Genomic DNA, 23,644 nt, shown 5'->3' on the forward strand with positions numbered 1-23,644 from the left:
CGTTATGAAACCCGGCAGACTTCACCATCGAGGACGCAAGATGCCCATCATGAGAACGGCTGTTCGCAAGGACACCAGCCGGCAGACCCGCGACGCGATCGTCTCAGGAATCCATCAGGCCATGGTCGATGCCATCGGGATGCCCGAGGACGAACTGTTCAATATCGTCTCCGAGTATGATCCGAAGGATTTCCACTACAGCAGGACCTTCAACGGCATCGCCCGCTCCGATAACTTGGTCCTCATCGAAATCACGATGCGCCGGGGTCGGAGCGACGCCATGAAGCGCGAGATCTATCGCCTGATCACCGTCAATCTTGAGAAAAGCTCAGGTATCTCACCCAAAGACGTCTTCATCTTCGTCCATGAGAATGACTATTCGGACTGGTCCGTGGGCAATGGAATCGGCGCAATGGCCCTCGTTCAACAAAGAGGCACGGACTTCTGACGCGGCCCCGGCCTACCTCGGTTGCGACGGCTGCCGGGCAGGGAAACTCCTTTATACTCCCCTCGTCCGCTTGAGGTGCCGGGGAGCAGAATGGTCAGTCGGCAGGCGCAGATGTTCTGGAATCTCCTGCGGGTTGCCCCCAAGCAGGTCGATCTCCCGATCGCCCAACGTCGTGAGGCGGGGGAGCATGCCGAAGATGCGACGGCGGAGCCGACCGGCGTGACCTATCGGCCCGCTCCCGAGGTCGGCGGTTTCGTCGCCCTGCCCGAGGGGCCTCCGCCGCCATCGGCCATCCTCTACCTTTTCGGTGGCGGCTACATGCTCGGCTCGCCCGCTTCGCGCCGGAAAACCGCCGGTCATCTGGCGAAGGCATGCCAGACGCGGGTTCTTGTCCCGGCCTATCGCCTCGCCCCTGAACACCCCTTTCCGGCCGCGCTCGATGATGCGGTGCTGGCGTACCGTTGGCTTTTGTCCCAGGACGTCAAAGCATCGAAGGTCATCATTGCGGGCGATTCTTCCGGCGGAGGGCTCGCCTTCGCGACGGCTCTCGCCTTGAAGCGACAGGGTCTCGATCAGCCCGCTGGGATCATCGGGCTCTCGCCCTGGGCCGACCTCACATGCCAGGGCGCCAGCATGGACGAGTGTGCGGAGCGTGATATCGAATGCACCCGGGTGTCGCTCCTGCAGATGGCGCAGTGGTATCTGGCGGGAGCGAGCCCGGCGCAGCCTTTGGCGTCCCCGGTTTTGGGAGACTTATCCGGCTTGAAGTCGGTGCTTTGCTTGGTGGGCAGCGAGGAGATCCTCCTGGATGACAGCGTTCGTCTGGTCCGCAATGCCGGACTTGCCGGAACGGACGCCACGTTGCACGTCGCTCCCGGCATGCAGCACATCTATCCGATCTGGGCCGGAGCCTTTCCGGAAGCCGATGAGGCCATCTCGATGATCGCCAGCTGGGCTCGATGCCGCCTCGGAAACTAACGGGGCATCGCTATCCTTTCCGATGGATCGAAAATTTCTTCGAAAAAGTTGGAACCGCTGTCCAGGCCCGGCGTTGTATGGACATCACCGGCTCGCTCTGCCCCCAAGAGCCGGTCTCCTACAAGGCCCCCTACTCGGGGGCCTTTCTTTTTGTTCATAAGGCCTTAGGAGCATTTATAGGGCTAGCAATCGGGGCCGGCTGACATCATCTTGAGTGGGATCCCTGCGCTTGCCGGATTGCCTTAGCGGCTACCCGCGACAAGTTGTCAGCGGATCAGCTGCATCCTTCGAAGGCATTCAAGAGTCCTCCCGCATTGGCCAGACGCCCCAAAGCCCCCGCCCCCTCCCTCCCGACCCGGGAGGAACTCATGAGCTTCATCGCGGATTCGCCCCGAAAGGTGGGCAAACGGGAAATCGCGAAGGCCTTCGGCATCCATGGTGGTGACCGGATCTGGCTCAAGCAGGCCCTCAAGGAACTCGAGGACGAGGGCGCTATCGACCGGCGCCACAAGAGCGTTCACAAGGCCGGGCAGCTTCCGCCCGTTGTCTTGGCCGACATCAAGCGTCGGGACCAAGATGGCGAGCTGATCGCGGAGCCGGCCGAATGGAATGCCGACGAAGACGGCCCGATCCCCACCATCCTGGTCACGTTTCCCCATAAGCCGCGCCGTGACCAGCCGACGCCCGGCGTGAACGACCGAGCGCTGATCAGGGTCTCGCCGCTCAAGGGCGACATCCACAGATATACCGGCCGCGTGGTCAAGATCGTGGCCCGCCAGCGCAGCCAGGTGCTCGGCATCTTCCAGGCCATGCCGGAGGGCGGCGGCAGGATCGTACCGGTCGAGAAGAAATCGCGCGACAAGGAGCTCCTCGTCCGCCCCGGCGACGAGAACGAGGCCCAAGACGGCGATCTGGTCTCCGTTTCCTTATCGAAGCCGAGCCGCTTCGGCCTGCCCCAGGCCAAGGTGCAGGAGCGCTTGGGCTCCGTGAAATCCGAGAAGGCCGTCAGCCTCATCGCGATCCACGCCCACGGCATCCCCAACGTGTTCTCCAAGGAAGCCCTGGCCGAGGCGGAGTCCGCCAAGCCCGTGACGCTCGCGGAGCGCGAGGATTGGCGAAAGCTGCCGCTCGTCACCATCGATCCGCCCGACGCCAAGGACCACGACGACGCCGTGCACGCGGTGGCCGACGAAGACCCCGACAACCCGGGCGGGTTTGTGGTCACCGTGGCCATCGCGGATGTGTCGGCCTATGTGCGGCCCGGCTCCGCGCTGGATCGCGATGCGCTGGAGCGCGGCAACTCGGTGTACTTCCCGGATCGTGTCGTGCCCATGCTGCCGGAACGGATCTCGAACGACCTCTGCTCCCTGAGGCCCCTGGAAGATCGCCCAGCCCTCGCCATGCGCATGATCGTGGACGCGGACGGCCGCAAGAAGAGCCATGGCTTCCACCGGATCATGATGCGCTCGGCCGCGAAGCTATCCTACCAGCAAGCGCAGTCCGCCATCGATGGAAGGCCGGACGACACGACCGGCCCCATCCTCGAGCCGATCCTCAAGCCGCTTTGGGCCGCCTATGCGGCGGTTAAAAAAGCACGCGACATCCGCGAGCCGCTGTTCCTCGACCTACCCGAGCGCAAGATCGTGCTGAAACAGGACGGGACTGTGGACCGGGTCCTCGTGCCGGAGAGGTTGGAAGCCCACAAATTGATCGAGGAGTTCATGATCCTCGCCAACGTGGCGGCGGCCGAGACCCTGGAGAAGGCGGGGTCCGACCTGATCTATCGGGTCCATGACGAGCCATCCCTCGAGAAGATGAAGTCACTCGGCGAGGTCCTCGCTTCGGTCGGCCTCAAGCTGTCTGCGCAAGGCGCGCTCAAGGCCGAACTCTTCAATCGCATTCTCCGGTCGGTCGAGAACTCCGAAAACCAGCTCTTCATCAACGAAGTGGTGCTGCGGTCCCAATCCCAGGCCGAGTATTCGGCTGAGAATTATGGCCATTTCGGCTTGAACCTGCGCCGCTATGCACACTTCACCTCCCCGATCCGTCGCTATGCGGACCTCATCGTGCACCGGGCTCTGATAACGGCTCTGAAGCTCGGCAAGGATGGGCTTTCGCCCGACACCAAGCGCCAGCAGCTCATCGAGATCAGCGCCGGCATCTCCACCGCCGAGCGCCGCGCCATGGCGGCGGAGCGCGAGACCATCGACCGCCTGATCGCCCATCACCTCGCCGACCGGATCGGCGCGACGTTCGATGGGCAGATTTCCGGCGTCACCAAGTCCGGACTGTTCGTGAAGCTGCACGACACGGGCGCCGATGGCTTCATTCCGGCAGGCACCATCGGGGCGGACTATTACCGGTTCGAGGAAGGCACGCACTCCATGCGCGGCGAGCGGACGGGCGAGACCTTTCGACTTGGCGACAACGTGAAGGTGAAGCTGGTGGAAGCCGCTCCCGTGGCGGGCGCCCTTCGCTTCGAGTTGATGTCGGAGGGCCGCTACAGCAAAAAGCCGCATGGCGGAAAAGGTGGCGGCAAGGCTAAACGGGGGCCGGACGCCAAGAAGGGCGCGACGCGGGCTCAGTCCCGTCCCGGCAAGACGCGGGTCAGAACCAAGAGCAGGCGTGGCGGCGCCGCATAGGCAAAAGGCGCGCAAGCGTCAGATGGAATCGAGATGTCGGACGTGACGGTCGCCTCACCGGGCGAAAGCCCCAATGCCTACCGGTCCATGAAGAACGGGTTCCTGTGCCGCTGCCCCGCCTGCGGCCAGGGAAGGCTGTTCGGCCGGTTTCTGAAGGTCGTGGACGCGTGCGACGTCTGCGGAACGGAGTTCCACCATCACCGGGCCGACGACTTTCCGCCCTACATCGTCATGTTCATCGTCGGCCACCTCATCGGCTACGGCGTTCTGACGGCGGAGACCCGGTTCGAGGTGCCGCTTTGGCTTCACCTCGCGGTCTGGCCGGCCCTCACCCTGATCCTGTGCGTCGCACTGCTTCAGCCCATCAAGGGCGTTGTCGTGGGCTTGCAATACGCGCTAGGGATGCACGGATTCGCGGCCGCACGAGCGGCCCGAACCGCCAGGAACGAGAGCGTCGAGGAGAAGGCCGGTGTCGGAGACGGAGCAGAAGGCCCCCGTGCGCCTGTATATGGAGCGTGACGTCAGCGCTCCCAAGCTTCGCCCCAAGGACGCCGCGACCCTCATCATCATCGACCGGACGTCGAAGCGCAGCCCCAAGGTTCTGATGGGCCGGCGCAGCATGAAGCACAAGTTCATGCCGGGCGTCTTCGTGTTCCCAGGCGGCCGCACGGAGCCCAGCGACCGGCTGATGTCCGTGGCGGGAGCCCTCCATCCCCGGGCCGAGGAAGCCCTGATCGCCCGTGTGTCGAAGGGAAGCGCCGGACGCGCCCGAGCCCTGGCCCTCGCGGCGATCCGGGAGACCTTCGAGGAGACGGGTCTCCTGCTCGGAACGAAGGATTACGGCGCTCCGGAATCGGTCCCCGCAGGCTCGAGCTGGGCAGCCTTCCAGGAAAACGGGGTCTTTCCGGACCTCGAAGGCCTGCAATTCGTGGCCCGCGCCATCACGCCCCCGGGGCGGAGCCGCCGGTTCGACACCCGGTTCTTCGCGGTGGACCGCACGGCCGTCGCTCAAGAGGTGGAGGGCATCCTGGGTCCCGACGCGGAGCTGAGCGAACTCGACTGGATGACCTTGGAGCGTGCCAAATCCCTGGACCTACCCCTGATCACGGAGATCATCCTGGGAGAACTCCAGGCCAGAATCGAGGCGGGGTTCCTGCATCAGCTTCCGGTGCCGTTCTTCCATTTCCGCAAGGACCGGCAAATCCGTGAAACGCTATAGTTTGCTTCGCCTTAGGCCGCGATCCTGCGCCGAAAACGGCTCCTGCCCTTGACGAAAGGCCCGTTATCGGGCATGGATCCCACGAGATTTCGGCCGGGCTCGCCCGGCCCTTTGTATTTCGGCTCAAGCCGAGCATCCATCAAAGAGGTTCTACCATGGCCAAAGCCGCCACCATCAAGGTCAAGCTCGTCTCCACGGCCGACACGGGCTATTTCTACGTGACCAAGAAGAATTCGCGCACGATGACCGACAAGATCGCCATGAAGAAGTACGATCCTGTCGCCAAGAAGCATGTCGAGTTCAAGGAAGCCAAGATCAAGTAATCGGCTTCTCTGCGAGTTCTTTTAAGTTTTGACAAAACCGCCACCACGTGGCGGTTTTTTCATGTTGGATCACAGGCGGTCCAGCAGGAGCCCCTGCGGCCCCGATGGAACCTGCCCTCTCACTCGGCTGGGGCGGCCGGCGTGACACCCGTCACCTGGGCTGAAGGCTCCTCGCTGAGCCAGCGGTACAGGATGCCGCCCAACACACCGCCGACCAATGGTGCGACCCAGAACATCCAGAGCTGCGCCAGCGCCCAGCCGCCCACGAACAGCGCCGGACCCGTGCTGCGGGCCGGGTTGACCGACGTGTTGGTGATGGGAATGCCCACCAGATGGATCAGGGTCAGCCCGAGCCCGATCGCGAGGGGCGCGAACCCGGCCGGGGCTTTGCCGTGTGTGGCTCCCATGATGATGAACAGGAACATCATCGTCAGCACCACCTCGGCCACGAAGCCCGAAGCCATGCTGTACTGGCCCGGAGAATGAGCGCCGTACCCGTTGGCCGCGAAGCCCTTGGCGAGATCGAAGGTCGGTGAGCCGGTCGCAATGGCATAGAGAGCGGCCGACGCAATGATGGCCCCGATGACCTGCGACACGACATATGGCAGGATATCTTGCTTGGGGAAGCGCCCCCCGGCTGCAAGACCGATGGTCACGGCCGGATTGAGATGGCATCCTGAAACGTGGCCAATGGCATAGGCCATGGTCACGACGCTCAGTCCGAAGGCGAGTGAAACGCCGAGCAGGCCGATGCCGACATCGGGGAAGCCGGCGGCGATCACGGCGCTGCCGCATCCGGCGAAGGTGAGCCAGAAGGTGCCGATGCCCTCTGCCACGCAGCGGTGAATGTTCTGTGAGTTGTGCAGGTCCATGGGCTCCTCCCTGGGGTTTACGCAAACCACGCGGTGCTGGAGCGACGTCGACACAGCTGTCGATCAAAGGCGGCCCGTCGGGAGCCGAGGCAGAACGCAGGACGCTTCTTGGTGAAAGCAGAATACGCCCGGACGACCGGGTTGCAAAGCCGGGCTCGCGAGCGATCCTTTGTGTTTCCCGTCTTTCGTCTCGTGGGCGATGAGCCGGCTGCGGGCGACCATGCAGCGACCTGCCCCGCCCGCGTGATCGCTGCGGCGACCCGTGCGCCTCTCGCGGCGGCTGCCGCGTGAGCGCCAAACCGTGTCGCGCACCCCTTTCCCATCCTCCGTGAGCCTAACGCCTCAATGGGATGGATCAAGGAATGACCGGAAATTCTCGAGCCAGGACGCCAGCCAGAGTTCCAGGCCCGCCTTGGCTGCGTTCTCCGTCGGCCCATACCCCCAGGCATCCTCCTGGAGCGGGCTCGCCCAGATCCAGAACTTGTTGCTCCCGTCATAGGTGATGTTGCCGACCTCTATGGCATTGACGAAGCCGACATATCGGTTGAGCGGCACGCCCGCCACGCTGTCCCGCTTCCATGAAATTCTGCTCATGTCCTGGGCCGCCTCTCCGTGAAGTGTCGGAACTAGATCAACGGACGGCTGGCGCAAGCCGTCAGGAAGACCGGGATGTCGGCGGCCGTGGCGCCTGCTATGCAACGCCATCGGGGAAAGGGAGGCGGGACGATGGCCTGTTGGCATGGCTCTCGGGAGAGCGCTCGTAAAGGCACACGGAATCGCTGTCGGATGCGCTCGTCGTGAAGGGCACATCCAGGCCTGAGGCCACCGTTGCCCTCCTGCTCGCCGGGACCGCCGGGTACGTGGACGGGATGGGTTTTCTCCACCTGGGCGGCCTGTTCGTGTCGTTCATGACCGGCAACTCGACCCGCCTGGGCGTCAGCCTCGCCGAAGGCCGCTGGGGCGAGGCCGGACTGGCGGCGGGGATCCTGGCGCTCTTCGTGGTCGGGGCCACCACGGGAGCCCTCATCGGAGGAGGCGGAACGCCATCCGGGCGGCGGCGGGTTCTGGTTGCGGTCGGAGCGCTCCTGGCCGCGGCGGCCCTGTCCGAAGGCTCTTCGGTGCGGGGCTTGAGCATTGCCGCCATGGTCCTGGCCATGGGGATCGAGAACGCAGTGTTTCAGAAGAACGGCGAGACGGGGATCGGCCTCACCTACATGACCGGCACCCTCGTGCGGGCCGGCCAGCGAATCGCCGCGGCTCTGCGGGGTGGCCCGCCGCTGGCCTGGACGTCTAGCATCACCTTGTGGGCGTCCCTGACCGCCGGGGCGCTTGTCGGCGCGTGGAGCTACGCCCAGGTCGGGATGACCGGACTCTGGGTACCGGCCGGGCTCGCCTTCATGCTCGCGGGTGTCGCGCCCCTCCTGGGGCCCGGACGCGACAGCGACCGCTCGGAGCGGGCACGGGAGAATCAGCGGTGACGGGAAATGGTGGCCAGCTGGAGGTAGAGCTGAGGAGGCAACATCCACCTCCAGCTTGGCCGAGCCCTCGAACCCAGGAGATGCGGCGGACCTGAGCATCAAAGGCATGGAAGACCCGCTTGCGGCGGGAAAGGCGTGACCAGAAGAAAATCAGAAACCGGAAGCCCTTGCAAGGGAACCGGAATTCATTCTCCCCAAGATCGATGTTCTCTATTTATCCCTGTGGAGGAATGTGGACAAGAGCCTACCTCCGGAAAGCTTGAGTTAACCCCTTCAGGCGGCGCTGCGCAGGAAGGTTGCCGAGCGAGGTTCGGGAGCGGGAGCGGGAGCTGGCGCGGGCTCGGCCGGACGGCCGTCGGGGACTTTGCTCCCGTCCAGGTCCAGGATCTGAGCCATGAGACGGCGCTTCCGCCCCGCGAGGCGCACCCTGGCCAGAAGTTCGCTGCGGTCCACGGGGCGGGCCAGCACGTCGTCCACGTTCCGGTCCCGGCAATCACGGGGGATCGGCTCGCCTTCGTCGAGGAGCAGAAGCGTCCGGCTCGGGTTCGGGTCCACAGGTTCGGGAACGGGCGGCCAGGCGGCATCGCGGATGATCACGTCGAACTCGCCCAGCAGGCTGCAATCGGCTCCCGGATCGTCGCTCACGCAGACGACCTCGCACTCCGCCGACAGGATCTCCTCGATCCGCGAACAAGAGCGCGGATCGCCGTCCATCACCAGGACTTTGAGGGGAAGGTTGACGTCGCAGGAATAGTCGAACGCGTCACTCCCGCGCAGGACCGCGATGCGGCGCTGGTCGTCCTGCAAGGCCTTGAAGGCCGCCAGGTTGCGCATCCGGAGCGCCAGCAAGCCGTCCGAGAACGGAGCGGAGAGGCATTCATCCGCGCCCGCGTTCAGGGCGTCCAGCCGCAGGGCCGGACGGGTCCGGTCGCTCATCAGCGCCACGGGCAGGTGGCGCAGGGTCGGGTCGCGCTTCAAGGTGGCGCAGAATTCGAAGGCGTCGAGCCCAGTCTGGGCCGCGTCGACAAGGACGAGGTCCACATGGCCCTTGCAGCACAGGAGGAGGGCATCATAGGCCGTGGTGGCGACGGCCACGTCGAAGGACGCCCCTGTGAGACTACTCTCGATGGGAGCGGTCTTCGGGAAGGCGGAATCGAGGATGAGGATTCGCGCCGTCATGGGGGGCTGGCGTCCACATCGAGATAGGTTTTCACGGTCGCGATGAACTTGGCCACGGAGATGGGCTTGGACAGATAGGCCTCGCAGCCCCCTTCGCGGATCCGCTCCTCATCCCCCTTCATGGCGAAGGCCGTGATGGCGATCACCGGGATGGACTTCAATTCCTCGTCGGCTTTGAGCCAGCGCGTGACTTCCAACCCTGAAACCTCAGGCAGCTGGATGTCCATGAGGATCAGGTCCGGCTTGTGGGCCCGCGCGAGCTCCATGGCCTCGATTCCGTGCCCCGTCTTCAGGGTCGCGTAGCCGTGGGCCTCCAGAAGGTCGTTGAAGAGCTTCATGTTGAGCTCGTTATCCTCGACGATCAACACCGTCTTCTTCATTGCCGCAGCCTCAACGCCAAAAACACACTTCACCGGCCCGCTTATTCACCCGATGATAGACCTAACCCGAAACATATTGATGAATTACGAATCCCCTGGATCCAAATGCCGCTCCACAAGATCACCCCCGATCAAGCCCAGACCGTCGCCCTCCAGGTCTTCACGGCGCTGTCCAGCCATGGCGGACGCTTGGCCCGCTTCATGAACATCTCCGGCCTCACGCCCGAGACCATCAGGGACGCGGCGCAAGAACCCGGCTTTCTGGCCGGCATTCTGGACTACGTCGCGTCCGACGAGGCCCTGCTGCTGGAGCTTTCGAAGGAAATGGACACGAAGCCGGAACAGATCATGGAAGCCCGTGCCACGCTGTCGCCGTCCGAGTTCGAGTAGCACCGTGATACAGGCCGCTCCGTTCTGCCGGGACTGCCTCACCCTGTCGGGCAAGGCCTCGACGGGCGGTCGCTGCCCGGCCTGCGGATCCCCTCGCCTGCTGGAACATCCGGAACGGGACCTCCTGACGATTGCCCACGTGGATTGCGACGCCTTTTTCGCGGCCGTGGAAAAGCGCGACGATCCCAGCCTTGCCGACAAGCCCGTGATCATCGGGGGCGGCAAGCGTGGCGTGGTGTCCACGGCCTGCTACATTGCCCGGACCTACGGGGTACGCTCGGCGATGCCCATGTTCAAGGCTCTCAAGGCATGTCCGCATGCGGTGGTGATCAAGCCCAACGGCGACAAATACCGGGTCGCGGGCCGGGCGGTGCGCCAGTTGATGTTCGAACTGACGCCTCTCGTGGAGCCGGTCTCCATCGATGAGGCCTTCATGGACCTCTCGGGGACCGAGAGGCTCCATCACGCCAGCCCGGCGATCACCCTGGCGCGCTTCGCCAGACGGGTGGAGGACGAGCTCGGCATCACCATCTCGGTCGGGCTGTCCTACAACAAGTTCCTGGCCAAGATCGCGTCCGACTTCGAGAAACCGCGCGGCTTCTCCATCATCGGACGCGGCGAGGCGGCGGATTTCCTGGCGGACAAGCCGGTCTCCATCATCCCCGGCATCGGGGCCGCCGCTCAGGGGAGGCTGGCCAAGGCCGGCATCACGAAGATCGCGCACCTGCGCGAGGTCCAGCAGAAGACCCTGTTCGACGCGCTCGGGCGGGATGCGCAGCGGCTCGCGCGGATCGCCTGGGGCGAGGATCACCGCCCCGTGAAGGTGGAGCGGGAAACCAAGAGCATTTCGTCCGAGACCACCTTCGATACGGACCTGCGCTCCTTCGAGGAGCTGGAGCCCGTCCTGTGGCGCCTGTCGGAGAAGGTGTCGGCCCGCATGAAGGCATCCGGCTTCGCAGGCCGCAGCGTCACCTTGAAGCTCAAGGACACGGAGTTCAGGCTCCTCACACGCACCCGCTCCGGACTGCCCGCCACCCAACTCGCCTCGCGCCTGTTCGAACCGGCCCGCGCCCTGCTGAAGCAGGCCTGCGACGGGACAGCCTATAGGCTCATCGGGATCGGGGCCGCCGATCTCTGCGACCCGGCGGAGGCCGACAAGGGCGACCTGGCCGACCAGAGCGTGGTCCGCGACGCCCACCGGGAGGCGGCCATCGATCGGATCCGTGAGAAGTTCGGCGTCGGAGCCCTTCAGAAGGGCATCATGCTGCGCTCCCGTCAGCGCTGACAGGCGCTGGCGGAGGAGAGGTCCAGGCTCTTGAGGTCGCCCTTGAGGGCGAAATCCCCGTAATCCAGCTTGAGGGCTCGGCTGATCCCGTTCTCGTAGAGGTCGAAGGAGATCGTGTAGGCCGGGGTCTGGTCGCCGTTGGCCACGTTGAAGTAGCTGATCGTGACGGGCCAGCGGGCGACCCCCGCGAGGGCGTCCTTCCTGACGGCCTCTTCCAGATTCGCGCCCGCGCCTCCCTCGATCTTGCGGCCGATCAGCGCCAGCGTGTCGTACACCTTCGTGCCGCCGTCCGACCCGTCGTAGATCTTCACCGACACGGTGTTCTGGCCGGCCCTCGCGGCCTCGATGAGCCGCTTCATGTGCTCCGTGGGAAAGACGGGATGGCCGCCCGCCGAGAACCCCTTCTCCTTGCCGCCCTTGAGGCTGACCGACAGGTTCCCGTCGGGCCGGACCTTGGCTTCCCCGTCCACATTGTCGGTCGGGGTGCCCTCGGAGGCGGACTCGGTCTTGAACCGCATGGAGTTGCCATCGCCCGACTCGAAGGTGGCGGTGCGAACGTCCAGGGTTCGCGATCCCGTCTCGGAGCCGTTGAGGATCGTGACCTGGCGGTACTTCAACGTATAGCCGTCGCAGGCGTCGCCGCCGAAATCCATTGCGATGCGGCCGGTCGCGCTCTCGACCCCGCGCGAGCCCGTGGAGCGCACCAGCGACAGGTCATAGACCGCCCTGTGGGGCACGAGCTGGACCGGCGTGGACGGTTGAGTCTGCGCTGACGCTGCGGAAACGGAGGAGAGCAAAAGGCTCGACAGCAGGATCAGGCTTCGCATGGATTGTCCTCGTACATGAACAGGGAAGATAGAGTCCGGCCCCCTCCTCCGCAACGTCCGGCTTGCCTATCGAAGGCGGTTCCGCCACAACCGGGCCGTCATCGAACCCGAGAGGCTCGCCATGAGCAGCATCGACACCAAACTGAACGACCTCGGCATCACCCTGCCGACCCCCGCCGCCCCGGTGGCGAATTATGTCGGTTTCGTCCGCACCGGCAATCTGGTGATCATTTCCGGTCAGCTCTGCCTGGGCACCGACGGCAAGATGGCGGATGCCCACAAGGGCAAGCTCGGCGCCGAGATCACCCCGGACGTCGGCCAGCAGGCGGCGCGCCTGTGCGCCATCAACCTCCTGGCCCAGCTCAAGGCCGCCGTGGGCGACCTCGACAAGGTCGTGCGCTGCGTCCGCCTCGGCGGCTTCATCAACGCGGTACCCACCTTCGCCGGCCTTGCCCCCGTGATGAACGGCGCGTCCGACCTCATGGTCGAGGTGCTGGGCGACAAGGGCCGCCATGCCCGCTCCACCATCGGCGTCGCGGAACTGCCGCTCGACGCCTGCGTGGAAGTCGAAGGGATGTTCGAAGTCCAATGAGCACGCCTTCCTGGCTCGTCGCGAAGCCCATCGCCCATCGCGGCCTCCACAACAAAGCCAACGGCATCGTCGAGAACACGATCTCGGCCGCGGAAGCGGCCATCGGTCACGGCTTTCCCATCGAATGCGACGTCCAGCTCACGGCGGACGGCGAGGCCATCGTGTTCCACGATTTCGACCTGAACCGGCTGACGGCCGAGCAAGGCAAGGTCGTGGACCGCACGCTCGCCAGCCTGACGACCATCGCCATCGCGGGCTCGGCCTCCGACAGGATCCCGTCCCTGAAAGGTTTCCTGGACACGATCGACGGCCGGGTGCCGCTCGTCATCGAGATCAAGAGCCTCTTCAACGGCGACATGCGACTGACGGAGCGGGTCTGCGCGGTCCTAGCGGAGTATCGGGGCCCGTTCGTCCTCAAGTCCTTCGACCCGGATATCGTGGCGCATGTGCGCAAGATCGCCCCTGACGTGACGCGCGGCATCATCGCCCAGCTCGAGTACAATTCCTCCTCGGACGGCTTCCTGTCGCCTGAGAAGAAGCACGCCTTCGCGAATCTTCTGCACTTCCCGGAATCGCAGCCGCAATTCCTGTCCTGGCACGTGAAGGACCTGCCCTCGGCCGTTCCCAACCTTTTCCGCCATCTTGGCCACCTGCCGGTGATGACCTGGACGGTCAGGAACCCGGAGGACCGGGCTCGGGCTGAGGCCTATGCCGACCAGATGGTCTTCGAGGGCTTCCTGCCATAGCGGCGGGCGCCTCGGATCCTCATCCTGAGGGCGGCCATCTCGAAAACTCTGGACCTCATCCTGAGGGAATGGCGCAGCCATTCGTCTCGAAGGATGATCCAGTGTTCCCTGGAGGCGCTCCGCTGGGGCCCTCCTTCGAGACGGGCTGACGGCCTCCTCAGGATGAGGTCTTCGAGACGGGCCTAGCGGCTCTCCTCAGCATGATGTCCAAAACGGGAGAGCAGTCTTCGTCGCTGCGGTGAAGTGGCCGGCATTCTTGCCACCTCGCCCCCTGAGACCTACCTTCAGGTTTCGAGCGGTGAGTTTCCCGGCCCAGTGTCCTTCCAAGTCAAGATCGCCCAAGGTTTGAAGCCTGTTTCGGCCGACGCGTGGGATGCCTGCGCCCGTTCGACCGATCCGGGAACGGACCCCTCCAACCCCTTCGTCTCGCATGCCTTTCTGTCGAGCCTGGAGGATTCCGGTTGCGTCACGGGAGCGAAGGGCTGGATGCCTCTCCACGTCCTTGTCGAGGACTCGGCCGGAACGCTGCTCGGTGCCGCTCCATGCTACCTGAAGTCCCATTCCATGGGCGAGTACGTGTTCGACCATTCCTGGGCCGATGCCTACGAGCGCGCAGGCGGGCGCTACTACCCGAAGCTTCAAGCCTCCGTCCCGTTCACGCCGGTCTCCGGGCCCCGCCTCCTCGTGCCCGACAGTGACAAGGCCGATGGGGTCCGGGCTCATCTCATCGGAGGCCTGGACGCCTTGCGCGAGCAGACGAAGGCGTCGTCGATCCACGCCACCTTTCTCCAAGACAAGGACGTCCAGTCTTTCGAGGCGGCAGGCTTCCTCTTGCGCGACGACCAGCAGTTTCACTGGTTCAACGAGGATTACGGGAGCTTCGAGGATTTCCTGGCGGCCCTCTCATCTCGCAAGCGCAAGGCCATCCGCCGCGAGCGGCGGGACGCCCTCGCGAACGGCATCACGGTGGAATGGCTCCGGGGCCGCGACATCACGGAAGCGCATTGGGACGCATTCTTTTCGTTCTACATGGATACGGGCTCGCGCAAGTGGGGCCGCCCCTACCTGAACCGGGGATTCTTCTCGCTGATCGGCGAGCGCATGGCGGACCGGATCCTTCTGGTGATGGCCAAGCGAGCCGGGAGCTACATCGCGGGCGCGATCAATTTCGTCGGCGATACGCGGCTCTATGGGCGCAATTGGGGCTGCGTCGAGGACCACCCCTTCCTGCACTTCGAGGTCTGCTACTATCAGGCGATAGACTATGCCGTCGCCCATGGCCTCGACCGGGTCGAGGCGGGGGCCCAGGGCGAGCACAAGCTGGCTCGGGGCTATCGGCCAGTCATCACGCACTCGGCGCATGAGATCGCCGATCCGGGTTTGCGGGAGGCGATTGCGGCTTATCTCGACCAGGAACGAGCCTATATGGCCAAAGCTGTGGATGAGCTGGCCGAGGCCGTGCCTTTTCGGCACACCGACGAGTGAAATCAAGCCGACAGCACCCGACAATGCGGCAGCCTGGAAGGCTTACAGGCGGGCTCCTGCGGTACCCTAGAAAGCCGACGTGATGGTGCTGAGGCCGTTGATGATGGCCGAGGGCGACGTCCCGAGGGCATCGAGCCCGCCGACCACGAGCCAATAGGTGCCGACGATGATGATCGGCACGAGGATCCAGCCCATCAGCTCTTCGAGCCAGACGCGGCGGCGGCGGCGCAGCTCGCGCTGCTCCCGCCAGGAACGACGGGCGGGAGCCGCCACTTCCGTGGCGGCTTCCAGGGGTCCTTGATGAATGTCGGACGTCATGCTCTGACCAGCGGAACCTTCGGTACGGTGCGGATGCCTCCGCCTCCATTACCACCGGTCCCCTTCGGCTTGGAGGACTTTTTTGCCCTGGGGGCCGAGGCCGCCTTTGGCTTGGCCCGCTTCCGGGCCGCCTTGGCGACGTCCTTCTCCGGCTTGGGCTTGGTCGGCCCATCCAGGTACTCGAAGCCGAGGCTCTGGAGGCCGATATCGTCCGTCTGGACGACCACCCGAACCGTGCCGCCGTCCTTGAGCTTGCCGAACAGGACCTCGTCGGCCAGGGGCGTCTTGATGGTCATCTGGATCAGGCGACCCATCGGGCGGGCGCCCATGGCCTCGTCGTAGCCGTGCTCCACCAGCCAGTCGCGGGCCTCGTCAGACAGCTCGATGCCCACATGGCGGTCGGCGAGCTGGAGTTCGAGCTGGGCCACGAACTTGTCCACAACCTTCTCGACCACTTCCTTCGGCAGGTGGCCGAACGAGATCGTGGCATCCAGACGGTTCCGGAACTCCGGCGAGAACAGCTTGTTGATCGCCTCCATGTCGTCGCCCTCGCGCTTGGCGCGGGTGAAGCCATAGGCCGGGCGGGCCATGTCGGCGGCTCCTGCATTCGTGGTCATGATGATGATCACGTTGCGGAAGTCGACCTGCTTGCCGTTATGGTCAGTCAACTTTCCGTGGTCCATGACCTGGAGCAGGATGTTGAACAGGTCCGGGTGGGCCTTCTCGATCTCATCGAGAAGCAGGACGCAGTGCGGATGCTGGTCGATGCCGTCGGTCAGCAGACCGCCCTGGTCGAAGCCCACATAGCCGGGAGGCGCGCCGATCAGGCGGCTGACCGTGTGACGCTCCATGTACTCCGACATGTCGAAGCGCAGGAGCTCGACGCCCAGGGAGGCCGCCAGCTGCTTGGCGGCTTCCGTCTTGCCGACGCCCGTCGGTCCGGCGAAGAGGTACGAGCCGATGGGCTTGTCCGGATCGCGCAGGCCCGCGCGGGCCAGCTTGATGGCGGAGGTGAGCGCATCGATGGCCTTGTCCTGGCCGTACACGACCCGGCGCAGGTTGTCCTGCAGGTTTGCCAGAACCTCGGCGTCATCCTTCGATACGGTCTTGGGCGGGATGCGGGCCATCGTCGCGATGGTGGCCTCGATCTCCTTGATGCCGATGGTCTTCTTCCGGCGGTTCTCCGGCACGAGCATCTGCGAGGCGCCCGTCTCGTCGATCACGTCGATCGCCTTGTCGGGCAGCTTTCGGTCGTTGATGTAGCGGGCCGAAAGCTCCACGGCGGCCTTGATGGCCTCGTTGGTGTAGCGGAGCTTATGGAACTCCTCGAAATAGGGCTTGAGACCCTTCACGATCTCGATGGCATCCGGCACCGACGGCTCGTTGACGTCGATCTTCTGGAAGCGGCGAACCAGCGCCCGGTCCTTTTCGAAATACTGGCGATATTCCTTATAGGTGGTCGAGCCGATGCAGCGCAGGGTCCCCTGCGCCAGGGCGGGCTTGAGGAGGTTCGAAGCATCCATGGCGCCGCCGGACGTCGCACCGGCCCCGATGACCGTGTGGATCTCGTCGATGAACATGATCGCGTTCGGATGCGCCTCGATCTCCTTCATGACCTGCTTGAGGCGCTCCTCGAAGTCGCCCCGGTAGCGGGTGCCGGCGAGCAGCGTGCCCATATCGAGGGCGAAGACGGTGGCATCGGCCAGGACCTCGGGCACCTCGCCGCTGATGATCTTCCGGGCCAGGCCTTCGGCGATGGCCGTCTTGCCCACGCCGGGATCGCCCACGAGCAGCGGATTGTTCTTCTGGCGGCGGCACAGGACCTGAATGGTCCGCTGAACCTCGAGCTCACGCCCGATGAGCGGGTCGATCTTGCCGTCCCGCGCCTTCTTGTTGAGGTTGACGCAGTAAGCCTCGAGGGCGTCGCCCTTTTTCTTCGGCCGGGCGTCGGATTCCTCGGAGGCGGGCCGCTCGGTCGATTCCTCCTCGGTGCCGCGAGGCGTGCGACCCTCGACCATGCCGGGGCGCTTGGCGATCCCGTGGCTGATGTAATTGACCGCGTCGTAGCGGGTCATGTCCTGCTCCTGCAGGAAGTAGGCGGCATGGCTTTCGCGCTCGGCGAAGATCGCCACGAGCACGTTGGCACCCGTCACCTCGTCCCGCCCGGACGACTGGACGTGAATGACCGCACGCTGGATCACGCGCTGGAAACCGGCAGTGGGTTTGGAATCCTGACGCCCATCGGCCACGAGGTTGGCGAGTTCGCTGTCCACGTACTCCACGAGATTGCGACGGAGGACGTCGAGGTCGACGTTGCAGGCGCGCATGACGGCGGCGGCGTCCTGGTCGTCGACCAGGGCCAGCAGAAGGTGCTCCAGAGTGGCGTATTCGTGCCTGCGCTCACCCGCGAGGGCGAGGGCTCGGTGGAGGGCTTGTTCAAGACTGCGAGAGAAGCTCGGCAAGGGCCTATCCTTTAAGAGACGGTGTCTCGGCTAGTTCTTTTCCATGACGCATTGGAGAGGATGCTGGTGCTTGCGGGCAAAGTCCATCACCTGCGTCACCTTGGTCTCCGCCACCTCATAGGTGAAGACGCCGCACTCCCCGACGCCGTTCTGGTGCACGTGCAGCATGATGCGGGTGGCATCCTCCCGGTTCTTGTTGAAGAACCGCTCCAGCACGTGAATCACGAACTCCATGGGAGTGTAGTCGTCGTTCAGAAGGAGAACGCGGTACAGATTGGGTCGTTTCGTCTGCGGCTTGGCTTTCGTGATGATGGCGGTTCCGGAACCGCTGCCGTCACGATCGTCGCCAGCCGGCCCCTTGGGTCCGGCCGCCCGCAGCGGATGCCGGCCCTTGTCGTCGAAGGTCTCTGATGTCATCAGCCACATGTTCTTCCGACCGACTCCCCCGGGATAGCTCGATTTCGAGGCTCCGCCTGTGGGGCGGGCTCGACAGTCGTCCGAGTGTATAGTCGCTCTTTCCTGTTCTCCAGATCAACAAGATGGGAAGTCGCAGGCCAAAGCGGTAGATCCCGATCTCGTGAGCGGCCGCCGCGAAACGTCGCGCCGGTCCGAAAACGAAAAACGCCCGGCCTTTCGGTCCGGGCGCTTCAAGGTCGTTCGGTCGCGGGCGATCAGGCCGCGAAGGGCTTCTTCACGAAGCCTTCGAAAGGCTTGAAGGTCTCCTTGGCGAGGGCGGTGTAAAGCTCGCCCATTTTGGCCGACTGGGCCACGAGGTCCTCGTAGGTCGTGCGCATGTAGGCCGACTGGATCTCGATGGCGGTCTCGAGGGTGCGGGCGCCCGTCAGCTTCTCGAGGGTGCCGGTGCCCGTCTCGAAAGCCTTCTTGGCGTAATCGGCGGTCTCGGCCGCGATGGTCTGGCTGGCCTTGGTGAAGGCGCCCATGGCCGTCATGGTGGCGTCAAGGCCGTCCTGGCCCATCTTCTGCATCTGGTCGTAGGGTTGGAACATCTGAATCTCAGCGCCGCAACGCTGCCTCTGTTGAGAAATCATTCGCTGGTGGCGACGATCAGCCTTATAGTGCAGCGCACAATATGTGTCAATATTTTTGTGCACTGCACAAATTTGCCTTTCGCGAGAGTCTCGTTAACTTGCGCGTAACCGCAATCTCCTACCGTCCAGGACTGTGTTGTGCCGGCAACGATCTCCTCGACGAGACGGCCGGTGGGGGCCTGAGACCAAGGACAGGGACGGTAACAGGATGAGTTTAGTACGCGTTTGGGCTGGGCATGGGAAAACCTTCGGGGCCGTGATGGCGATCACGGCTTCGTTCGCCATCGCTCTCTCCACTCCCGCGGAAGCGGCGCGCAAGAAGGCGGCACCGAAGGGCGGCGGCTACAGCCCGCCCTACGCGACCATCGTCGTGGACGCGAAGACCGGCAAGGTGCTCCAGGGCGAGAACGAGGACGCTCCGCGCATCCCCGCCTCTCTCACGAAAGTGATGAGCCTATACCTCCTGTTCGAGCAGCTTGAGCGCGGCCGGATCCGCCTGGACACTCCCCTGACGGTGTCGGCTTACGCGGCCTCCCAGCCGCCGACCAAGATCGGCCTGCGGCCGGGCTCGACGATCGATGTCGAGGACGCCATCAAGTCCATGGTCACGCTCTCGGCCAACGACGTGTCCGTGGTGGTCGCAGAGAACATCGCCGGGTCCGAGGACGCCTTCGCCGACATGATGACCAAGAAGGCTCGGTCGCTGGGCATGAGCTCATCCACCTTCTACAACCCGCACGGCCTGCCCCATTCGCCGCCCAACATCACCACGGCCCGGGATCTGTCGATCCTCGGCCGGGCGATCCAGGATCGCTTCCCGAAGTATTTTTCCTATTTCTCGACCCGTTCGTTCCAGTACGGCCAACGGACGATCCGCGGTCATAACCGGCTGCTCGGCAAGGTCGAGGGCGTGGACGGCATCAAGACGGGTTATACCCGCCTCTCGGGCTTCAACCTGCTCACCTCGGTGAACACGGACACCCGCAGCGTCGTCGCCGTCGTGCTTGGCGGACGTTCCGGCGCCTCCCGCGACCAGCAGATGACAGCCTTGGTCCAAAACCATCTGTCCCGCGCCTATGCGGGCAATCGCACGGCTCCCCCGGTTCTCGAAGGCTCACGCCCGACCATGGTCGCCGATGCGTCGCCGCAGCCCACGGTCGGTCTCAACGTGGAGACCACGGCCACGACCGCACCGGCGGCGCCCGTCAAGGTCGCGTCCGCCACTCCGGCAGCCGCTCCCATCGCGGCTCCGGCTCCGACGGCCGAGGCCCGCAAGCCGCTCGATCTCAACGCGCTTCGTCCGGTTGTCGCTTCGGCCGCGGGTGCGAGCTCGACCACGACGCCCTCCTCCACCGTGCGCTGGCAGAAAGGCCAGGAGCCCCTGCCCCTGAATGCGCAGGCCTATGCGGCACTGCAGCCCCCCGCCGCGCCCGCCGGACGGCCGTCCGCGCCGGCCGAGCCCGCGGCGGCCGCCAAGACCCAGGAGCGCGTGCCGGCCGCGACCGCCAAGGCCGCTCCGGCTCCCGAGCCGAAAGCCTCCCGCCCGAACGTGACGGAGTGGGTGATCCAGCTTGGCGCCACGGACGACGAGGATAAGGCGAAGGATATGCTCGCCTCCGCCCGTTCCCGCTCCGGAAAGCTCCTGGCGAAGGCTGCTCCCTTCACCGAGAAGGTGAACAAGGACGGCTCGACCCTCTACCGCGCCCGGTTCTCCGGCTTCAATGAATCGGGTGAGGCCGAGAAGGCCTGCAAGGCGCTCAAGCGTAGCGGCATCGCCTGTTTCGCGACCCGCAGCTAGCTGTCACGGAAGGCCGCCCTCCACGGTTCGAACGGCGCGGCCTCCGCAGACATAGATCCGAAACGATCCCGGAGAGCCCGTCCGCTTCCGGATCCAAGGGGTCAATTTCAATGAGAATCCAGGAGCGACGTGCGTTTCGCGCCGCTCCCCCAAATTCAACCGGATCGCGCGTGGAGTATCAGCGATGTCGGCTCAACAGGACTTCCTTGGCCTCATTCACCCGGGTCGCGAGATACGTCGTGCCCCCCTGGTCCGGATGGAGCTTTTTCATCAGCGTCCGGTAGGCACGCTGAATGTCGTCGACACTCGCGCCCGGTTGAAGCCCCAGGACTTGGTAGGCTTCCTCCTTCGTCATCGCGCCCGGCTGCGCCTGACGTCCCGACCGCGTGTATCCATTGGCTTGAGCGTTTTCACGCCAAGAGGAAAACCGGCGATCAAGATAAGCCTCTAGGAGCGCCAACCCCTCGGGGTCGGCCGCCTGGCATTCGCCATGAAGCCGGCTCAGGCTCCCTGGGTCGAGGTCCTCGAGGCGGCGTCCGTGGAAGGTGCCGGCGAGAACCAGGCCCCTGACGGCCCCCGTCGCATGGTCCAGTTCGACCTCGATCAGGGCCGAACGCATCCGCGAGGTGCGCTTCTCTCCAATGCCGAACCTTCGCAGCGGCGCCGGGAGGCTGGCACTCCACCCCAGGAGCCAAGCCCCGATGCCGCCAGTGAGCAACGCCATGTCGAAGCGCCCGCGCATGCCCAAGATGACGGCAGCCCCCAGCGCCATGATCCCGCCCACGACCTTGAAGGCGCGCGCCAGCGCCTTGGCGTCGCTGCGAACGAAAGTCTTGGAAAGCCACCACAGCAGGAGAACCGCCGCGATTCCGAAGAGCAGCATCATGTCCTTTTCCCTTGCCGCATCGTGCCAAGAAAGCGGCCCCGGTTCTCGTCGGCGCGAACCCTCGGGCGTTCTCTGACGATGCGCGATCTGGAGGATGCGGCGTCGGATTCGAAATCACGTCCGGCTTTCGAGTCCGACGCTCTGAGGGACATGTGAGTGCCGTTAACCCTGTTGTAAATGGGTCATGTTCATCCTGAAGGCCGACGAGGCCCGCAATCTGGGCGCTATGTCAGGCCTCGCGGCTGGGGATCGAGAGCCCGCGCTGGACGGCGGGACGCGCCAGCCCTCGCTCCAGCCAGGCGGGAACGTTCCGGAGCGAATCGAACTCGACGAGTTCACCCGCCCCGTAGAAGCCGACGAGGTTGCGAACCCATCCTAAGAGGGAAATGTCGGCGATGGTGTAATCGCCGCCCATGAGCCATTCACGGCCGTCCAGTCTCGTTTCGAGAACCCCAAGCAGGCGCTTCGATTCGGCGCGGTAGCGCTCCAGGGGCCGCTTGTCCTCGATCTCGCGGCCGGCAAACTTGTGAAAGTAGCCCACTTGGCCGAACATCGGTCCAACGGCCGCCATCTGGAAGAAGACCCACTGGATCGTCTCGTAGCGCCGGGCGGGGTCGGACGGCATCAACTGGCCCGTCTTCTCAGCGAGATAGAGCAGGATCGCGCCTGATTCGAACAGCCCGAAGGGTTTTCCGTCCGGCCCGTCGGGATCGAGGATGGCCGGGATCTTGCCGTTGGGGTTGAGCGACAGGAATTCGGGTCCCCAGGTCTCGTTCTTGCCGATATCGATGAGATGAGGCTCGTAGGGCAGCCCCGTCTCCTCCAGCATGATCGAGACTTTCACGCCGTTGGGGGTCGGCAGGGAGTAGAGTTGCAGACGGTCCGGGTGCTGGGCGGGCCAACGGGTCGTGATCGGGAAGGCGGACAGATCGGCCATGAAAGGTCTCATTTAAGGGCTTCGACAGGATGGGGTGAATTTCTCCTCCCGTCCGTCGCCTGTGGCAAGTCCCCCTGCGGGTTGGCCTCGACGTGCAGAGACGACGAAGGCGGCGCCCCCAATGGGCGCCGCCTTGCCATGAATTCCTTCGTGAGACGTGACCTGGTGCTAGTGCAGCATCCGCGCGGCGCCGATCTGGCTCTCCCGGTTCCAGGTCTGGATGACCACGCCGTTGATCCCATTGTCGTGAAGGCGGTCGCTTAGGTCGATGAAGTGGCGTTCCGTTTCCTCGACGTCGATCTCGATCTGGTCGTCCTTGACGATTTCCATCTCGGAGGCTGCGTATCGCTCATAGGCGGCCGACATCTCGGCATAGGCGAACGCGACGGGAAGGGTTCGAAAGATGGTGGTGAAATCCTCGTCGAGATCGCCCGTCTCGAGATCGCGCATCTGGACGAGATACCCGTCGACATGCTCGCAGACTTCATAACGCCAGTGCCGGCCCTCGGACGCTACCAGAAGCATCGCAACCTCCACTCAACTATACCGCTGAGCCAATGCGAATCGGAGCTTTGCGGTTCCATGCCGCTACCTGAGGCAAAAGGCTAACGCCGAAATCCCACCTCACCCCGGACGCGACCGGTCATCCGGACGCTCGTGCCGTTTCCAAGGTCGATGAAACCTTCCCGACCCTTGAGAGCGCGCTGATCCAGGTTCTCGGGGCGCGACGGCAGGCGGCCGACCTCGCAGCGGCCTTGCGGGCGCGCGGAGCGGGACGAAGGCTCCGGCGGCGGGCAATCTTTGGCCAGGGCGGGAGCGGCCGCCGTCACGACCGCGATCAGGAAGGGTAGTGCCGAAAAGACGCGCTTGTTCATCACAGCAATCCCAGATCGGCCAGTTCTCGCCGCATTGCCTCCGGCATGGTCATGACGTCGCCGCCATGTTGCCCGAGGTCACGCGGCGCATCCTTGCCCTTCAGATAGCGCCAGCCCTGAAACGCCCGGCAGGGTCTCGATTCGACAGGGGTGAGCGTCGGCTCCAGCACGAGATGGCATCGACCGATGCCGTCGGAATCCGTGAAGGGCCGAATGGCCAGCAGGGGCTGCCGACAGGCCACCTGCCCTTTGATGACCCAGTACAGCGACCCGTCCTTGAGGAGCTCTCCCGCCCGTTTCGGCACCATGCGGGTCGTATGGGTCTGCTCGTAATCGCGGCCCAGGCGTCGATGATGGGCGCGGTTCTCCTCTATCCATTCCTGAAGATCGGCGATCGAATCGCAGCCGACGCAGAGCTTGATGAGGTGCAAAGCCATGGGTTCTCTTCAACCATATTTCCGGGCCCGAGGAAAAC

General features: G+C 64.6%; 27 protein-coding genes. 13 read left to right on the top strand and 14 right to left on the bottom strand.

Annotated features, from left to right (window positions below; translation table 11 throughout):
- The first annotated feature begins 49 nt into the window (after positions 1-49).
- The 6 genes from ILT42_RS09290 (at position 50) to rpmG (ending at position 5,610) form a co-directional block, all read left to right on the top strand.
- Positions 50-448 carry a tautomerase family protein gene (locus tag ILT42_RS09290; RefSeq protein WP_204215252.1) on the top strand — a complete coding sequence of 133 codons (399 nt, stop codon included), beginning with the start codon at positions 50-52 and terminating at the stop codon, positions 446-448.
- A gap of 90 nt (positions 449-538) precedes the next feature.
- Positions 539-1,426: an alpha/beta hydrolase gene (locus ILT42_RS09295; RefSeq protein ID WP_204215254.1), complete on the top strand. Its 888-nt coding sequence runs from the start codon at positions 539-541 to the stop codon at positions 1,424-1,426.
- A 314-nt stretch (positions 1,427-1,740) separates the two neighbouring features.
- Positions 1,741-4,068 carry a ribonuclease R gene (gene rnr, locus ILT42_RS09300; RefSeq protein WP_229428554.1) on the top strand — a complete coding sequence of 776 codons (2,328 nt, stop codon included), beginning with the start codon at positions 1,741-1,743 and terminating at the stop codon, positions 4,066-4,068.
- Positions 4,069-4,101: 33 nt separating this feature from the next.
- Complete coding sequence (locus tag ILT42_RS09305) at positions 4,102-4,587, top strand: DUF983 domain-containing protein (RefSeq protein ID WP_204215258.1); 486 nt, start codon at positions 4,102-4,104, stop codon at positions 4,585-4,587.
- The gene (locus ILT42_RS09310) at positions 4,577-5,287 is read left to right on the top strand and encodes an NUDIX hydrolase (RefSeq protein WP_229428580.1); all 711 of its coding nucleotides are present in this window, start codon (positions 4,577-4,579) and stop codon (positions 5,285-5,287) included. Before ILT42_RS09305 ends, ILT42_RS09310 begins: the two co-directional genes overlap by 11 nt.
- A gap of 155 nt (positions 5,288-5,442) precedes the next feature.
- Positions 5,443-5,610: a 50S ribosomal protein L33 gene (gene rpmG / locus ILT42_RS09315; RefSeq protein ID WP_204215262.1), complete on the top strand. Its 168-nt coding sequence runs from the start codon at positions 5,443-5,445 to the stop codon at positions 5,608-5,610.
- 119 nt (positions 5,611-5,729) lie between these two features.
- On the opposite strand, the gene aqpZ is transcribed toward rpmG, so the two are convergent.
- Positions 5,730-6,482: an aquaporin Z gene (gene aqpZ / locus ILT42_RS09320; RefSeq protein WP_204215264.1), complete on the bottom strand. Its 753-nt coding sequence runs from the start codon at positions 6,480-6,482 to the stop codon at positions 5,730-5,732.
- A gap of 342 nt (positions 6,483-6,824) precedes the next feature.
- Entirely contained in the window at positions 6,825-7,076 is a 252-nt protein-coding gene (locus ILT42_RS09325; protein ID WP_204215266.1) for a hypothetical protein, read from the bottom strand.
- Positions 7,077-7,279: 203 nt separating this feature from the next.
- Here ILT42_RS09325 and ILT42_RS09330 point away from each other — a divergent pair, with 203 nt between their 5' ends.
- On the top strand, positions 7,280-7,960 hold the full coding sequence (locus tag ILT42_RS09330; RefSeq protein ID WP_204215268.1) for a YoaK family protein: 681 nt from the start codon (positions 7,280-7,282) through the stop codon (positions 7,958-7,960).
- Between the two features lie 273 nt (positions 7,961-8,233).
- Here the strand turns inward: ILT42_RS09330 and ILT42_RS09335 are convergent, their stop codons facing one another.
- Both ILT42_RS09335 and ILT42_RS09340 read right to left on the bottom strand, forming a co-directional pair.
- Positions 8,234-9,139: a response regulator gene (locus tag ILT42_RS09335; RefSeq protein WP_204215270.1), complete on the bottom strand. Its 906-nt coding sequence runs from the start codon at positions 9,137-9,139 to the stop codon at positions 8,234-8,236.
- Positions 9,136-9,519 carry a response regulator gene (locus ILT42_RS09340; protein WP_204215272.1) on the bottom strand — a complete coding sequence of 128 codons (384 nt, stop codon included), beginning with the start codon at positions 9,517-9,519 and terminating at the stop codon, positions 9,136-9,138. The genes ILT42_RS09335 and ILT42_RS09340 overlap by 4 nt, the downstream gene beginning before the upstream one ends.
- A gap of 105 nt (positions 9,520-9,624) precedes the next feature.
- Here ILT42_RS09340 and ILT42_RS09345 point away from each other — a divergent pair, with 105 nt between their 5' ends.
- Positions 9,625-9,909, top strand: a complete 285-nt coding sequence (locus ILT42_RS09345) for a DUF3572 domain-containing protein (protein ID WP_204215274.1) — start codon at positions 9,625-9,627, stop codon at positions 9,907-9,909.
- Between the two features lie 7 nt (positions 9,910-9,916).
- Entirely contained in the window at positions 9,917-11,194 is a 1,278-nt protein-coding gene (locus ILT42_RS09350) for a DNA polymerase IV (protein ID WP_324617731.1), read from the top strand.
- Here ILT42_RS09350 and ILT42_RS09355 read toward each other — a convergent pair.
- Positions 11,185-12,021 (bottom strand): cell envelope integrity EipB family protein, encoded by an 837-nt coding sequence (locus ILT42_RS09355; protein ID WP_204215277.1) that lies wholly within the window; start codon positions 12,019-12,021, stop codon positions 11,185-11,187. The genes ILT42_RS09350 and ILT42_RS09355 overlap by 10 nt on opposite strands.
- Before the next feature lie 121 nt (positions 12,022-12,142).
- Here ILT42_RS09355 and ILT42_RS09360 point away from each other — a divergent pair, with 121 nt between their 5' ends.
- The 3 genes from ILT42_RS09360 to ILT42_RS09370 all read left to right on the top strand — a co-directional run bounded on the left by ILT42_RS09360 (position 12,143) and on the right by ILT42_RS09370 (position 14,844).
- On the top strand, positions 12,143-12,613 hold the full coding sequence (locus tag ILT42_RS09360; RefSeq protein ID WP_204215279.1) for a RidA family protein: 471 nt from the start codon (positions 12,143-12,145) through the stop codon (positions 12,611-12,613).
- The gene (locus tag ILT42_RS09365; protein WP_204215281.1) at positions 12,610-13,359 is read left to right on the top strand and encodes a glycerophosphodiester phosphodiesterase family protein; all 750 of its coding nucleotides are present in this window, start codon (positions 12,610-12,612) and stop codon (positions 13,357-13,359) included. The genes ILT42_RS09360 and ILT42_RS09365 overlap by 4 nt, the downstream gene beginning before the upstream one ends.
- Before the next feature lie 345 nt (positions 13,360-13,704).
- Entirely contained in the window at positions 13,705-14,844 is a 1,140-nt protein-coding gene (locus ILT42_RS09370) for a GNAT family N-acetyltransferase (RefSeq protein ID WP_204215283.1), read from the top strand.
- Between the two features lie 66 nt (positions 14,845-14,910).
- Here ILT42_RS09370 and ILT42_RS09375 read toward each other — a convergent pair whose 3' ends face one another.
- The 4 genes from ILT42_RS09375 to ILT42_RS09390 all read right to left on the bottom strand — a co-directional run bounded on the left by ILT42_RS09375 (position 14,911) and on the right by ILT42_RS09390 (position 18,631).
- Entirely contained in the window at positions 14,911-15,162 is a 252-nt protein-coding gene (locus ILT42_RS09375; RefSeq protein WP_204215285.1) for a hypothetical protein, read from the bottom strand.
- A complete protein-coding gene (gene clpA / locus ILT42_RS09380; RefSeq protein WP_204215287.1) occupies positions 15,159-17,624 on the bottom strand; it encodes an ATP-dependent Clp protease ATP-binding subunit ClpA in 2,466 nt (821 codons plus the stop codon). Before clpA ends, ILT42_RS09375 begins: the two co-directional genes overlap by 4 nt.
- A 30-nt stretch (positions 17,625-17,654) precedes the next feature.
- The gene (gene clpS, locus ILT42_RS09385) at positions 17,655-18,041 is read right to left on the bottom strand and encodes an ATP-dependent Clp protease adapter ClpS (protein WP_204215288.1); all 387 of its coding nucleotides are present in this window, start codon (positions 18,039-18,041) and stop codon (positions 17,655-17,657) included.
- 254 nt (positions 18,042-18,295) lie between these two features.
- Positions 18,296-18,631, bottom strand: a complete 336-nt coding sequence (locus ILT42_RS09390) for a phasin family protein (protein ID WP_204215290.1) — start codon at positions 18,629-18,631, stop codon at positions 18,296-18,298.
- A 250-nt stretch (positions 18,632-18,881) separates the two neighbouring features.
- Here ILT42_RS09390 and ILT42_RS09395 point away from each other — a divergent pair, with 250 nt between their 5' ends.
- On the top strand, positions 18,882-20,471 hold the full coding sequence (locus tag ILT42_RS09395) for a D-alanyl-D-alanine carboxypeptidase (RefSeq protein WP_204215292.1): 1,590 nt from the start codon (positions 18,882-18,884) through the stop codon (positions 20,469-20,471).
- 178 nt (positions 20,472-20,649) lie between these two features.
- Here the strand turns inward: ILT42_RS09395 and ILT42_RS22825 are convergent, their stop codons facing one another.
- The 5 genes from ILT42_RS22825 to ILT42_RS09420 form a co-directional block, all read right to left on the bottom strand.
- Positions 20,650-21,357, bottom strand: a complete 708-nt coding sequence (locus ILT42_RS22825) for a DnaJ domain-containing protein (RefSeq protein ID WP_229428555.1) — start codon at positions 21,355-21,357, stop codon at positions 20,650-20,652.
- A gap of 229 nt (positions 21,358-21,586) precedes the next feature.
- Entirely contained in the window at positions 21,587-22,294 is a 708-nt protein-coding gene (locus ILT42_RS09405; protein WP_204215294.1) for a glutathione S-transferase N-terminal domain-containing protein, read from the bottom strand.
- Between the two features lie 168 nt (positions 22,295-22,462).
- The gene (locus ILT42_RS09410) at positions 22,463-22,819 is read right to left on the bottom strand and encodes a hypothetical protein (protein ID WP_204215296.1); all 357 of its coding nucleotides are present in this window, start codon (positions 22,817-22,819) and stop codon (positions 22,463-22,465) included.
- 80 nt (positions 22,820-22,899) lie between these two features.
- Positions 22,900-23,169: a hypothetical protein gene (locus ILT42_RS09415; RefSeq protein WP_204215298.1), complete on the bottom strand. Its 270-nt coding sequence runs from the start codon at positions 23,167-23,169 to the stop codon at positions 22,900-22,902.
- Positions 23,169-23,606: a DUF1489 family protein gene (locus ILT42_RS09420; protein WP_204215300.1), complete on the bottom strand. Its 438-nt coding sequence runs from the start codon at positions 23,604-23,606 to the stop codon at positions 23,169-23,171. The genes ILT42_RS09415 and ILT42_RS09420 overlap by 1 nt, the downstream gene beginning before the upstream one ends.
- Between the last annotated feature and the right edge of the window lie 38 nt (positions 23,607-23,644).

It is taken from the genome of Microvirga pudoricolor (genome assembly GCF_016892705.1).
GTDB classification, from domain to species: Bacteria; Pseudomonadota; Alphaproteobacteria; order Rhizobiales; family Beijerinckiaceae; genus Microvirga; species Microvirga pudoricolor.